At 63.8% G+C, this 13627-nt stretch carries 10 protein-coding genes; 6 read left to right on the top strand and 4 right to left on the bottom strand.

Annotated elements, in window-relative coordinates:
* Nucleotides 1–153: 153 nt before the first annotated feature.
* A complete protein-coding gene (locus tag QNO18_RS09315; RefSeq protein WP_283177443.1) occupies nt 154–1533 on the bottom strand; it encodes an L-serine ammonia-lyase in 1380 nt (459 codons plus the stop codon).
* A 225-nt stretch (nt 1534–1758) separates the two neighbouring features.
* Here QNO18_RS09315 and QNO18_RS09310 point away from each other — a divergent pair, with 225 nt between their 5' ends.
* The 3 genes from QNO18_RS09310 to QNO18_RS09300 are packed head-to-tail and all read left to right on the top strand — an operon-like array spanning nt 1759 to nt 3596.
* The gene (locus tag QNO18_RS09310) at nt 1759–3051 is read left to right on the top strand and encodes an adenylosuccinate synthase (RefSeq protein WP_283177442.1); all 1293 of its coding nucleotides are present in this window, start codon (nt 1759–1761) and stop codon (nt 3049–3051) included.
* Nucleotides 3052–3055: 4 nt separating this feature from the next.
* Entirely contained in the window at nt 3056–3310 is a 255-nt protein-coding gene (locus tag QNO18_RS09305; RefSeq protein ID WP_283177441.1) for a DUF2842 domain-containing protein, read from the top strand.
* Nucleotide 3311: 1 nt separating this feature from the next.
* The gene (locus tag QNO18_RS09300) at nt 3312–3596 is read left to right on the top strand and encodes a putative quinol monooxygenase (protein WP_092896387.1); all 285 of its coding nucleotides are present in this window, start codon (nt 3312–3314) and stop codon (nt 3594–3596) included.
* A 73-nt stretch (nt 3597–3669) separates the two neighbouring features.
* On the opposite strand, the gene QNO18_RS09295 is transcribed toward QNO18_RS09300, so the two are convergent.
* Together QNO18_RS09295 and QNO18_RS09290 are read right to left on the bottom strand one after the other, a co-directional pair.
* On the bottom strand, nt 3670–5274 hold the full coding sequence (locus QNO18_RS09295; RefSeq protein ID WP_283178770.1) for an APC family permease: 1605 nt from the start codon (nt 5272–5274) through the stop codon (nt 3670–3672).
* 610 nt (nt 5275–5884) lie between these two features.
* Nucleotides 5885–9052, bottom strand: coding sequence for a hypothetical protein (locus tag QNO18_RS09290; protein WP_283177440.1), 3168 nt, complete (start codon nt 9050–9052; stop codon nt 5885–5887).
* A 135-nt stretch (nt 9053–9187) separates the two neighbouring features.
* On the opposite strand from QNO18_RS09290, the gene QNO18_RS09285 reads away from it, so the two are divergent.
* Nucleotides 9188–9880, top strand: a complete 693-nt coding sequence (locus QNO18_RS09285) for a thiamine diphosphokinase (RefSeq protein ID WP_283177439.1) — start codon at nt 9188–9190, stop codon at nt 9878–9880.
* Here the strand turns inward: QNO18_RS09285 and QNO18_RS09280 are convergent.
* On the bottom strand, nt 9859–10842 hold the full coding sequence (locus QNO18_RS09280) for a DMT family transporter (protein ID WP_283177438.1): 984 nt from the start codon (nt 10840–10842) through the stop codon (nt 9859–9861). The two genes, QNO18_RS09285 and QNO18_RS09280, sit on opposite strands and share 22 nt — an antisense overlap.
* A gap of 365 nt (nt 10843–11207) precedes the next feature.
* Here QNO18_RS09280 and secG point away from each other — a divergent pair, with 365 nt between their 5' ends.
* Both secG and QNO18_RS09270 read left to right on the top strand, forming a co-directional pair.
* A complete protein-coding gene (gene secG / locus QNO18_RS09275; protein WP_283177437.1) occupies nt 11208–11675 on the top strand; it encodes a preprotein translocase subunit SecG in 468 nt (155 codons plus the stop codon).
* Nucleotides 11676–11826: 151 nt separating this feature from the next.
* A complete protein-coding gene (locus QNO18_RS09270; protein WP_283177436.1) occupies nt 11827–13470 on the top strand; it encodes a CTP synthase in 1644 nt (547 codons plus the stop codon).
* Nucleotides 13471–13627 lie beyond the last annotated feature (157 nt).

Below are 13627 nucleotides of genomic sequence, written 5' to 3'. Positions count from 1 at the left end.
AATCGCAGCCGGAGGGCAAAAGGCTTTTGGCCGCAGAGAGAGGGGGCCCTGCCCCCTCGGGATATTTAAGGACAGATGAAAGAAGCTGCTCCATTCATCTGTCTCTTAAATATCCCCGCCGGAGGCTTCCGGAGCCAGCAAGCGGCGCGGCGGTCAGCAATTGGGTACGTTGACCGCAAGGCCTCCAAGCGAGGTTTCCTTGTATTTCTCATGCATGTCATGTCCGGTCTGACGCATGGTCTCGATACAGGCATCGAGGCTGACGAGATGCTGGCCATCGCCGCGCAAAGAGAGGGAGGCGGCGGAGACCGCCTTGATCGCGCCGAGGCCGTTGCGCTCGATACAGGGGACCTGGACGAGGCCTTTGACCGGGTCGCAGGTCATGCCGAGATGGTGTTCGAGCGCAATTTCTGCTGCATTTTCAACCTGTTCCGGCGTGCCGCCCATCACCGCGCAGAGGCCGGCCGCCGCCATAGCAGCGGCGGAGCCGACCTCGGCCTGGCAGCCGCATTCCGCGCCCGAGATCGAGGCATTATGTTTGCACAGCCCCCCGATGGCGGCAGCGGTCAGCAGGAAATCGCCCACTCTCGACGCAGAGGCGCCCGGCACATGGTCGAGCCAGTAGCGGATCACCGCCGGCACCACACCTGCCGCGCCATTGGTGGGCGCGGTCACCACCTGGCCTCCGGCCGCATTTTCCTCATTCACCGCCATTGCGTAAAGCGACATCCAGTCATTGATCGTATGCGGCGCCACAAGGTTCAGGCCGCGCTCGGCCTGGAGCGCGTCATAGATGCCTTTTGCCCGTCTGCGCACCTTCAGCCCGCCGGGCAGGATGCCATCGACCTCGATGCCGCGGTCGATGCACCTGTTCATCACCTCCCAGATCCGCGCCATGCCGCGATCAAGATCCGGGGCCGAGCGGAATTTCAGCTCGTTCTGCCGTTTCATCGCCGCAACCGTAAGGCCGGATTTCTTCGACATCTCTAGCATTTCAGCTGCGGATTCAAAGGGCCAGGGCACATCAGCCTTTGCCCGGGCACCACCACCGGCCTGATCTGCAAGCTCTCCGGCGGTCAGGACGAAACCGCCACCGATCGAGTAATAGATCTCTTCGAATATCACATCACCCTCGGCATCGGTCGCTTTCAGCACCATGCCATTGGCGTGACCCGGCAAAGACGGGCCGAAATCAAAGCTGAGATCGGTGGCCGGATCAAAGGCCAGCGGCGGCAGACCCGGCGGCGTCACCGTCTTCGTCGCGCGGATCGCGGCCAATGCCGCCTCGGCCTTGTCGTTGTCATAGCTTTCCGGCACGAAGCCTGCGAGGCCCAGCACCGTCGCGCGGTCGGTCGCATGGCCCACCCCGGTAAAGGCCAGCGAACCATGCAGCACCGCCCGCACCCCTTTCACCTGGAAAGGCGAATTGCGCAGTCGGTCAAGAAAGCGGGCGCCCGCAACCATCGGGCCCATCGTATGGCTCGACGAGGGGCCGATCCCCACCTTGAACATATCAAAGACCGAAAGGAACATTCGCGCGAATCCTGGCTTGTTTTCTCGCGCCAGAATGACCGGGCGCGGCTTTACAGGTAAGCGCTAAAACGACAGAAGCAATCCTGCGAGCGGCTTTCCTTGACCTGCATGTATTTGTGCGGGTGCGGGCAGGATTGGCGTGCCACCGGTTTTTCCTGTTTCCCCCGGACGACACAGCCGCTATAGCTCAGCCGCATTTTTTCTTTCGCAAAGGCAGGCTGCTCAATGGCCAATGTGGTTGTCGTAGGCGCCCAATGGGGTGACGAGGGTAAAGGCAAGATCGTCGACTGGCTCTCGGAGCGGGCCGATATCGTTGCCCGATTCCAGGGCGGCCATAATGCCGGCCATACGCTGGTGATCGACGGTAATGTCTATAAGCTTTCGCTGTTGCCCTCGGGCATTGTGCGGGGCGGCAAACTGTCGGTGATCGGTAATGGGGTGGTGCTCGACCCCTGGGCGCTGCTGGCCGAAATCGAAAAGCTTTCGGCGCAGGGCGTCGAGATCAACCCAGACAACCTGATCATTGCGGAAAACACGCCGCTGATCCTGTCGATCCATGGCGAGCTGGACCGCGCCCGCGAGGCGCAGAATTCGGTTGGCAAGATCGGCACCACCGGGCGCGGCATCGGGCCGGCCTATGAGGACAAGGTGGGACGCCGCTCGATCCGCGTGGCGGATCTGGCCGATGAGGCAACGCTGGATACCCGTATCGACCGGCTGCTGACGCATCACAACGCCCTGCGCAACGGCCTCGGGCTGGAGCCGGTTGACGTGGTGGCGCTGAAAGCGGCCCTGCAAGAAGTTGCAGGCAAGATCCTGCCCTATGCAAAACCGGTCTGGAAAGTCCTGACCGAGGCGCGCCGCGCCGGCAAACGGATCCTCTTTGAAGGCGCCCAAGGCTCGCTGCTGGATGTCGATTTCGGGACCTATCCCTATGTCACCTCGTCGAACACCCTTGCAGGTATGGCGGCAACCGGCGTGGGCCTTGGCCCGACCTCGATTGATTTCGTGCTCGGAATTGTCAAAGCCTATACGACCCGCGTCGGCGAAGGCCCCTTCCCGACCGAGCTGTTCGATGAGGACGGCGAGCGTCTGGGCCAGCGCGGTCATGAATTCGGCACCGTCACCGGGCGTAAGCGCCGCTGTGGCTGGTTCGATGCCACGCTGGTGCGCCAGACCTGCGCGACCTCGGGCGTGTCGGGCATTGCGCTCACCAAGCTCGACGTGCTTGACGGGTTCAAAACGCTGAAAATCTGCGTCGGCTATGATCTTGATGGCGAACGCTATGACTATCTGCCAACCGCCGCAAACCTTCAGGCCCGCGTCACGCCGATCTATGAAGAGATGGAAGGCTGGAGCGAATCGACGCAAGGGGCCAGGTCCTGGAATGACCTCCCCGGGGCTGCGGTGAAATATGTCCGCCGCATCGAAGAGCTGATCCAGTGCCCGGTTGCCCTTTTGTCGACCAGCCCGGAACGCGACGACACCATCCTCGTCACCGACCCTTTCGCGGACTGAGCTGATGGCGCTCAGCTACCGCAAACGCAAAAATCTGGCGCTCCTGATCCTTGTGATCGGGGTGCCGGTCTATTGCTTTGTCACGCTGGTGCTGATCGGGCTGGCGAATGACACCTGGTGGTCTGAGCCCGGCGAGCGGATGCCTCTGTTCATCGAAGCGGCGATCTTTATCGGCCTCGGCCTTGCCTGGGCGTTGCCTTTGCGCAGGATCTTCCTCGGGATCGGCCAGCCCGACCCCGGGGCGCCGAAAGAGCCGTGACATGCTGAAAGTCATCGCGCAGGATTTCATCCGCCCCGAGGCGCTTGCCGAAGTGCGTCCGCTGTATGAGGAACTGGTGCGGCTGAGCCAGGCCGAAGCCCTTTGCATCAGCTATGATCTGTTCACCAATCAGAAAGATCCAGGCCATTTCATCTTTGTCGAGACCTGGCCGGATCGTGCCGCTCTTGATCTGCATTGCGAGACCGAGCATTTCCGCCGTCTGGTGCCGCAGATTGACGCGCTGCGCCGGCAGGAGGGGACCTTCCTTCTGATGGATGCGTTCTGATACGATCCTCAGCTCATGCAAAAAGGCGCGCAAGGGACCTCCCCTGCGCGCCTTCTTCATTTTTGCCCCTGGATCAGAGGGTGAAATACATATTCGAGGCCGCTGCCACCGCGACACCGGCCGCCAGCACCAGATAGGGCAGGATGCCGGCCTTCTTCACCAGCAGATCGCGCGACGAGACGCCAAGATCTTCGAGCATCCGGTCGGGGAATTTGCCCTTGTCGGTGACATAATGGCGCCAGGCAAAGACCGGGATGATCAAAGCCGCCGCCACGATGCCCGACATCAGCGTCCCTGCCCCCCAGACGTTCGCCCCGGCGCCAAGCAGCACCATATTGACGAAGCTGAGCGCCACACCTGCCGCCATCAGGATCGTCGGGCAGCGCCAGGGGCGCGGCACATCCGCATTGTCGATGCGGTGGATCCAGCCGGAATTGAGGTTGAGGAAGTTGAAGATCAGGTAGCAGCAGTTGGAAACCGCCAGCACGAACAGGTAATCCGACATCATCAGCAGGATCAGGTTGAAGCCAAGATCCGTCCACATGGCCGTGACCGGTGCCCCGTGTTCATTGACGCGGGACAGGTATTTCGGCAGCCAGCCATCAACCGAGCCCTGGTAGAGTGTGCGCGACGAGCCCGCCATCGAGGTCATGATCGCCAGCATGGTCGCAAGGATCAGCAATACCACCATCAGCTTGGTGATGAATGCACCGCCTCCAACCATCTCGCCCATGACGCCGGCAACCGCCGTGCCATCGACAATGCCCGGCTGCAGGATACCGTCAACCCCCAGATAGCCCTGGAAGGCCAGCGGCACGAGCGTGAAGATCACCACGCAAAGCAGGCCCGAATAAAGGATCGCCCGCACGGTGTCATGCTCCGGACGGCGGAATTCGGAGGTGTAGCAGATCGACGTCTCGAACGCATAGGTCGACCAGGCCGCGATAAAGAGGCCACCGAGGAACAGCGTGATGCCGTGGCGGTCCCAGATCCCGTCGACCACATTCCCGGCCTCATCGGTCGCCATCGGCACCAGCGGGAAGAGGTTCTCGGAATGGACATTGCCCGACAGCAGCGGCACGAGACCCACCACCAGCAACGGCACGATCACAGCAATGCCGAAAATTGTCTGGATCCGCGCGGTTGAAAGGATACCGCGATGCTGGATCGCAAACACCACCAGCAGCACCGCCGCCCCGATGAAGAAGGTGGCGTTGATCCTCAGCGTGATGCCCTCTTTCAGGAAGCCCAGATCCGCTAGCGTGATCTGCCAGGACAGCAGCGCCGAATCGGCAGGGGCAAAGGCGTTCAGCATATAGCCCGCCGCCAGACCTGATCCGATCGCCAGGACCGGCGTCCAGGCCAGCCAGTTGCACCAGACCGACAAAGGCGCGATCACCTTGGAATAACGCACCCAGGCCGAAGCCCCGTAGACCGAGGCGCCGCCGCTTTTCGACGGGAAAAGCCCCGCGATCTCGGCATAGGTATGCGCCTGGATAAAGCCGAAAGCGACCGAGATGATCCAGATCACCCAGCTCGGCGTGCCGACAGTCGCCGCGATCCCGCCAATCGAAAACAAGACCAGCGCGGGGACGCCCGCGGCCACCCAAAAGGCCGCAGGCCAGCCAATCACCCGATGAAGCGTGTTCTCCTCACGCCCCGTTCCCGCATCATTCATGCTCAAATCCCCCTCCTGTTGGTCAGAGTTGATGGGCCCGCGGCTTTTATTTTGCGGTGCCCTTTTGGAAGGTGGCGCTCAGGGGCCACCCTTTTTCCGGCCCGGGTTATTCCCGTGCCGCCGGAAGTGTCGCGTGCCGTCCGGCGCAGCTCGGGACCGAAAGACCCGGGGCGCAAAAAGCCGCTGCACGCTGTTGAAAAAGGCTGAGTGGGCAGCCACCGGCCCAAAGACCGGAGCAGAGGAATTCGCCGAAATCACGACCCTGGACCTCCCCGACACCCAAGACTGCCCGACGCCCGAACCAGCCGGACGTTCAGGACGCCAGGCCGGGGCTGCGAAATACCAGCCGGACGATGCGGCCTCAGGTCCGATTCGGGAAGCTTAATTTTAATCTCAGGAAATTAATTCCCAGGAGAAGAAACGCCACTCCCGCTCTGATTGCAGAAAATACGGGCGGAACCAGCCGCGGAATGCTGGGATTTTCAGGAAATCAGCGCCGAAGGGCGGCCAAAAAGACAAAGGCCGGCACCCTGCGGCACCGGCCTTTCATCTGATTGCAGTGGCCACAGAACAGGATCGGCCCCAGTACCGGGTTCAGGCCCGGATGCGGTCAGCCGAGACTGCGGCGCGCTTCGGCGAGGATCGCAGAGGTTTCAGCGATGGCAAACTGACCACGGCGCAGCTTCACCAGACGGCCCTCGCGCAGGAGGGTCCCAAAGGCGCGCAAACCTTCCTCGCGGGTGAAGATCTCCCCCAGTTCGCCCGCAATGACCCGGCTCATGAGATAGGGACGGGTGAAATGTTCACGCTTGTCGACACAGGCGGCCCAGGCGGCGGCAGCTTCCATCAGATCGGGCAAGCTGCGGGCGCCAACCTCTTCGGTAAAGGCCGCGAATGCGCCGTTGGTCGCAAAGATATTGCCGTCATCGGCGATGTCATCATCTTCTGCGCTGTCTTCTGCGGCCAGATCAGCGCTGTCATCGGCCAGATCATTCAGCGCGAAAGCTGCGGTATCGGCGTCCGGACGGCTTGCAGTCTCCTGGATTTCCTCTGCGATCCCGGGCGCCGCTGCGGCCTCATCCAGCTCTGCCTCAAAACTGCCAAGCGGCGTCGCCACTGCGGCAGAGCCATGCACCAGATGCGGGCGCGGGCCGGTTTCGCGCAGATCACTGCGCTTCGACTGGTCAATCCGCTGCTCCGAGACCAGCACCAGCGGCGCCGGGCGGGCGGCGGCGGGCGATGTCTGTGGCTGCGACTGGGCGACAGTCCCGGGCTCCTGTTCCATGCCCGCAGCTGCGACCGTGGCCGGGGTGGCCTCACCGCTTTCGCGCATCGGCCGCACCGGACGGACCGGACGCACAGGGCGCGGCGCATGCGGCATGGGCGGCGTGATCGACTGGGTCACCGACTGCGCGAGGTCGTCGCGGTAGGCGCCTTCGCGCTTGCCGGGATCCGCCGGCGTCACGCCGGCGCGGCGATCCGCGATGGCAGCCGCCACAGCCGCCTTCAGATGCTGAATCGAGGCGATGCGGCGCTTGTTTTCCGGCCCGGCCATTTCGTCATCGGCCTGTTTCATCAGCCGGGCGAGATCTTCGTCCGATCGTGCCGGAACCGTTTCCGGGGCCGGAGCGGGGGATTCAACCGGACCTGTCACCTCTGCGGCGACGGCTTCGGTGCCGGGGGCTGCTGCCTCGGGGCTTGCAACAACAGCATCGACACGGCGGATCCGGATCACCCGGGCACGGGCGCGCTCCAGCCGGGCAGCGGCGGCCGGTTCAAGCGGCGGCGCCTCCGGCGCGGGGCTTGCGGCGCCATCTTCGGGCAGACCGGCGCCGGGGCGGGCTTTCATATCCAGGCCTGTGGGCGCATCAGAGGTCTCCGCCGCCACCGGTTGATCCGATTTGGAACGGGCAACCTCTCTGTCCCGGGTGACGTCACCAGCTGACTGTGCCGGGAGATCATCGGCCACGGCCCGGCTTTCTGCCGCATCGCGCCACTTGTGATCCGCATCCTCGGCGTCATCGCGGGCCGATGCGTCGCGCGCGGCGCTGCGCGCAGCCTCTTCCGGGTCTTCCAGCGTTTCCGCGCGCAAGGCGGTATCAGCGCCAACAGGTGCTTTTGCCTCTTCCCCCCTGTCCGCAAGATCACGCGCCGCAGCCGGTGCATCCGCCATCAGCGCTGCCGCGAGATCGCTTTCAAAACCGCGGTCAGCCACGACGTCACCAGGGGGCGTGCCAAGCTCGCTTTCGATTTGTGCCAGTTCGGCGCGCAGATCCTGGTCCAGCCCGGCAATCAGCTCCGCGGACGAAAGATCCTCCGCCGTAGCCGCAGACATTGCTGCACCACCCCCTGGCGGGGTTTCTTCCAGCACGGCCTCCCAGGCCGCCTCGTTTTCATCATATTCAGGGTCATCGGCAAAGGCATCGTCCGGGATCCCGGCGGCTTTCGCCTTTGCTTTCTGCGCGGCCTCTCCCGCATCAGCTTCCGCCTGCGCCTCTGCCGCAGCGGCCGAGGCGGCCTCTTCGGGCGATGCTTCACGCGAGAGGCTGGCGATCAGGCTGCCGATGTCGACATCATCCGCAGCGGTTTCCGCCACAGCCTCTTCTGCCACAGCGGAGGCGGTGTGAGCAGCCTCGCTTTGCCCTGCGGCGGGTGCGCTGGTGAGTTCGGCCGCCAGTTCCCGCAGCTCGGCCAGAGCGGCAGCACTGGTGCCCTCCGCGCGCGGCGGGGATGCAGGAGCCTGCGCAAGATCGTCCTCAGCGCTTTCACCCAGTGACTCAGCCGACATGGCCAGGCCGACCTCGCCCGCTTCAGGCGCCACCGCCGTTTCGGCCGCATCGCTTACCTCGGTAAAGGCTGCGCGCAGGTCTTCATCGACCGCCGCGAGAATGGCGTCGTCCGATTGATCGCCCAGTTCAGGCTCGAATTCCTCATCTTTGCCAAATTCCGGCTTACCCATGCCTGGCACAAACGCGGCAGCTTCCTCCAGGTCGGGCGCAACCAGGTCGGGCTCTGCCAGATCAGGGTCTTCAGCGATATCGGCAAAAGCCGCCGCCGCAGCTGCCAGTGGTGCCGCCGAAGCTTCTTCAATGCGCGAGGCCGGCTCGATTGCGCGGCGCAGACGGGCGAGTTTTGCGGCCACCCCTTCCGGGACCGTATCACGAAGCGCAGGCGCAGCATTGCCCACCGGATCGTCACGCCGCGTTTTCGCCGCCTGGGCCGGTGCAACCTGTGCCGGATCTTCTGCCGTCAATGCGTGGTTCTCGGGCGTGGCGCGCATCACGGAGTCGCGCGCAACCTTACGGTCGCCAGCCGTGCGGTCCCCAGCCGTGGCGGGCGCGGGTGCCTCAGCCGGAGCCACTTCTGTAACCCCTTCAATAACCTCTTCCGCCACCGGCCTAAGCACCGCAGCCGGGAGGTTCTTTTCTTCCGGGGCGACCGGGGCCTGCACAACCGTCGCGGCAGCAACAGGCGCAGCCGTCAGCGGTGCAGACGCATCCCCGGCGGGAACGGCCTCGTCCTGGTCGCCGGCGCGCAGCACCACTCTGTTATCGGTGATCTTCGCCTCGACCCGGCGCTGGATCTCGCGTTCGGCTATCCGGTGCAGCATGGCGGCATCGGGCTGCGGCGGTTCTGCACCGAAATAACGATCCTCGGCGGCGAGATCGCGGAAATATTCGGCAATCGCCCGCATCGTGGTAAAGGGCTCATCAAAGCCCTCGAGCGTGCAGCTAAAGGTCCCATAAGAGACAGTCAGGATCTTGCTGGCATCATTCATCGACGCGGACCTCATACTTTCCATCACGGAAACATTGCTGGCGCTTTGTGCGAATCCATGGACAGACCGGGGTAATTTGAAGGATTGATTGTGTTCGCCCGCCCCGGGTTTTGCCTTAATTCGAACAGTATCCGCATGAAATTGCCTCTTGATCAATGCCCGAACCTTCACTTCTCCGCTGGGATTACGCTGGTGGGCGGCGGCCCGGTGCCGGCGCGCGACCTCGCACTGGCGCTGCGGCTGGCGCCGGTCGCAATTGCGGCAGATGGCGGCGCCGACCGGCTGATTGCGGCAGGGATCGCCCCCGAGGCGGTGATCGGCGACCTTGATTCGATCTCGCCCGCAGCACTGGCGCAGATCCCGTCCGACCGGCTGCACCGGATTGCGGAACAGGACAGCACCGATTTCGACAAGGCGCTGCGGCGGATTGCGGCGCCTTTCATCCTCGGGCTGGGCTTTACCGGGGCGAGGATGGATCACGGGCTTGCCGTCCTCAACAGCCTCGTGCGCCATCCCGAGCGCCCCTGCCTGGTGCTTGGCCCGCAGGATGTGGCCTTTGCGCTGCCCCCGGGCGAGACACGGCTGCGGCTGAAGGCCGGAGACCGGGTGTCCCTGTTCCCCTTCGCGCGTGTGACGGGCAGAAGCGAGGGGCTGGAATGGCCGCTGGATGGCCATGTCTTTCAGCCCGACGGCTTTATCGCCACCTCGAACCGTGCCTCAGTTGCGGATGTGGTGCTCAGGCTGGATCAGCCGGGCATGGTGGCGATCCTGCCGCGCCGTCGTCTGCGTAAGGTGATCCGGGCGCTTTATCCGGCGGCGGCGGTCTGACGCACCCGCTCGCGGATCGCCACCCGCTCACGATGCACAAGATAGAGGCCCGAGGCGATGATGATGGCGATGCCTGCGAAACTCAGCGCATTTGGCAGATCGTGGAAAACGAGGTAGCCCAGAATCACCGCGATCACGATCTCGAAGTAATGCAGCGGCCCAAGCGTGGCCGAGGGCGCAAAGCTCAGCGCCATGGTCATGCACATATGGCTGATGCAGGCCCAGAAGCCGACACCGATCAGCCAGAGCCATGTAATCCCCTCGGGCATGACAAAGGCGAATTGTGGCAGGGGGCCGTTCCACAGCACCGCGAGAACCGGCAGGCAGAGCACCACCCCCGCCCAGCTGGTGTGGAACTGCATCGCAACCGGATGCATGAAAGACGACATGCCGCGCGTGACCAGCATATAGAGCGCGAAACCAAAGGCCGTCCCGAGCGGCCAGAGCGCCATCAGCCCGAAAACGGTGATCGAGGGCTGGATGATCAGAAGCGACCCCGCAAAGCCGACGATACAGGCGGCGATCCGGCGCGGCCCGACCTCGTCGCCAAAGATCCAGCTGCCGAGGAGCAGCAGGATAAAGGGTTCAAGAAAAGCGACGGCAAGGGCATCGGCAATCGGCATCACCGTCAGCCCCGAGACAAAGGAAAAGGTCGAAAAGACCAGGAGGAAAGCGCGCAGGAACACAAGGCCAAGCGCACGCAGGTTCAGCGCAGGCGAGATCCCCATCAAGAGGATCACCGGCGCCATCATCAGCCCCTGGACGATGAACCGCGCCGCCGTGATCCAGCCGACCGGCACGCCCGCCTCGGCCGCAAGCTTAGACGAGACATCCAGCAACGGCGCGAGCGTGCAAAAGGCCAGCATCAGAATGATGCCGGGCAGGATGCGGTCGGTGGCGCGGGCGCCGGCCGAGGCGGCCTGGGCGCCGGTCGGGCGAGAGGGGGAAAGGGCCTGGGTCATGTGTCTGGCTATCCTGCCCCGCCGGTCGCTGCCATGCTGAAAGCGACAGCGCGCAGCGCGTTTTCACAGCAAAGACCGCCCGCAAAGACCTCCGGATAGCAATACGCGATATGACGACGCGGGCGCGGGGCGGGCGCGGGGCGGGCGCCGCGCGCCTCGACCCTGCCCTGCACCGGGTAAGGTCCGGCATACGCCGGGGCCGCCGCGCGATCAGGCCGCCCCCCGGCGACTGCCGCCCTGACGAGGTCAGGACCACAGGCTCCCCCCGCTTCCCGAAGCCTTTGCCACAAGCAAGACCGCCTTGCCCTTGCGCAGGCGCGATCTTGTGAATAGATAGCCGCATCCGCTGATGGAGCCTCTGCCCGATGGAAACCTTTGTCCTTACGATCCACCTGATCCTTGCCTTGCTGCTGATCGGAGTGGTGCTGGTCCAGAAGAGCGAAGGCTCCGCCCTGCTGTCCGGCGGTGGCAATATGCAGGCGCGCGCCAAGCCCAATGCCCTTACCCGCGTGACCTGGATCCTTGCGGGCGCTTTCATCGTGACCTCGCTGGCGCTGACCGTGCTGGCCACGCGCGGGGCAAGCACCGGCTCGGTGGTTGACGGGCTGATGCCCCCGGCCGCGCAGACCAACAGCAGCAATCCGGACATCTCGGGCATGATGCCGCCTCCGGCCTCGGGCAGCACCGATCCGGCAGCACCGCCTGCTGCTGCGGATCCCGCCGCTCCTCCTGCCGCGCCTGCACCTTCCGCGCCTGCCCCTGCGGAGACCGCTCCGGCCGAAGCGGCGCCTGAAGCGGCCCCCGAAACCACACCGGCCCAACCGGCCAACTGATCTACAATCCATTGACGGGTTTCGCCTGCCGCAAACATGATCTTGCGGCAGGCGGTTGCGTTCTGACGCGCATCAGGCTATTTGCCGACTCCCGTGGTGATGCGATTCCACCTGTCCGAATCGCCTGTTTCCAGAACTACGGGAGTCCCCAATGGCGCGTTATGTCTTCATCACCGGTGGCGTTGTATCGTCACTCGGGAAAGGTCTCGCGTCTGCGGCTCTGGGCGCGCTGTTGCAGGCCCGGGGCTATACGGTGCGCCTGCGCAAGCTTGACCCCTATCTGAATGTCGATCCCGGCACGATGTCGCCCTTTGAACATGGCGAGGTCTTCGTGACCGATGACGGTGCCGAGACCGATCTCGACCTCGGCCATTATGAGCGCTTCACCGGCGTCTCGGCGCGGATGACGGATTCGATCTCTTCGGGGCGGATCTATTCCAACGTGCTCGAAAAGGAACGTCGCGGCGATTACCTCGGCAAGACGATCCAGGTCATCCCGCATGTAACGAATGAGATCAAAGATTTCCTCCGCATCGGCGAGGATGAGGTCGATTTTATGCTGTGCGAGATCGGCGGCACGGTCGGAGATATCGAGGGCCTCCCCTTCTTCGAGGCCATCCGCCAGTTCATCCATGAACGCCCGCGCGGCGAATGCATCCTGATGCATCTCACCCTCCTGCCCTATCTGGCGGCGAGCGGAGAGCTGAAGACCAAACCGACCCAGCATTCCGTCAAGGAATTGCAATCGATCGGCCTCGCGCCAGATGTGCTGGTCTGCCGATCGGAACATCCGATCCCGGACCGCGAGCGGGAAAAGATCGCGCTCTTTTGCAATGTGCGTCAGGAACATGTGGTCCCCGCCTATGATCTGAAATCAATCTATGAGGCGCCGCTGGCCTATCACCGCGCCGGCCTCGATCAGGCTGTGCTCGACTGCTTCGACATCTCGCCGGCGCCGCGCCCCAATCTTGAACGGTGGGAAGATGTGATGGACCGGCTCGACCATGCCGAGGGCGAGGTCCGCGTCGCGGTGGTCGGCAAATATACCCAGCTCGAAGATGCCTATAAGTCGATCGCCGAGGCGCTGACCCATGGCGGCATGGCGAACCGGGTGCGGGTGCGGGCCGAATGGATCGACTCGACCCTGTTCGAGAAAGAAGATCCTGCTGCCTGGCTCGATGGCTATGACGCCATCCTCGTCCCCGGCGGATTTGGCGAACGCGGCACCGAAGGCAAGATCCGCGCCGCGCAATTCGCCCGCGAAAAGGGCGTGCCCTATCTCGGCATCTGCCTTGGGATGCAGATGGCGGTGATCGAATCCGCGCGCCACCTTGCTGGGATCGAAGGCGCCGGCTCGGAAGAATTTGACCATGAGGCGGGCGGGAATCGCTTCGTCCCGGTGGTCTATCACCTGAAAGAATGGGTGCAGGGCAATCACAAGGTCCGCCGCAAGGCCTCGGATGACAAAGGCGGCACCATGCGTCTGGGAGCCTATACCGCACAGCTGAAAGAAGGCTCGCGCGTCGCCGAAGTCTATGGCGGCACCGTGATCGAGGAACGCCACCGCCACCGCTACGAGGTCGATATCCAATATCGCGAGCAGCTTGAAGCCTGCGGCCTGACCTTCTCGGGCATGTCGCCCGATGGCAAACTCCCGGAAATCGTCGAGATCAAGGGACATCCCTGGTTCATCGGAGTCCAGTTCCACCCGGAGCTGAAGTCGAAACCCTTCTCGCCGCACCCGCTCTTTGCCGATTTCGTCCGCGCCGCGAAAGACAGCGGCCGCCTGGTCTGACCTCAGGATCTGGGGCGCAACCCGCCCTTTCATCTGTCTCAAAATATCCCGGGGGAGTCTGCGCCACAGGCGCAGACGGGGGCAGAGCCCCCTTCCCGGCCCGCCATAAAGCAAAAGGGCGACCCGGTCGGGTCGCCCTTTTGCTTTGCCTCAGAAA

Source organism: Gemmobacter sp. 24YEA27, from assembly GCF_030052995.1.
Lineage (GTDB): Bacteria > Pseudomonadota > Alphaproteobacteria > Rhodobacterales > Rhodobacteraceae > Pseudogemmobacter.
The sequence above is the reverse complement of the archived record's forward strand: the minus strand, read 5'-3'. Positions and strand labels throughout refer to the sequence as shown.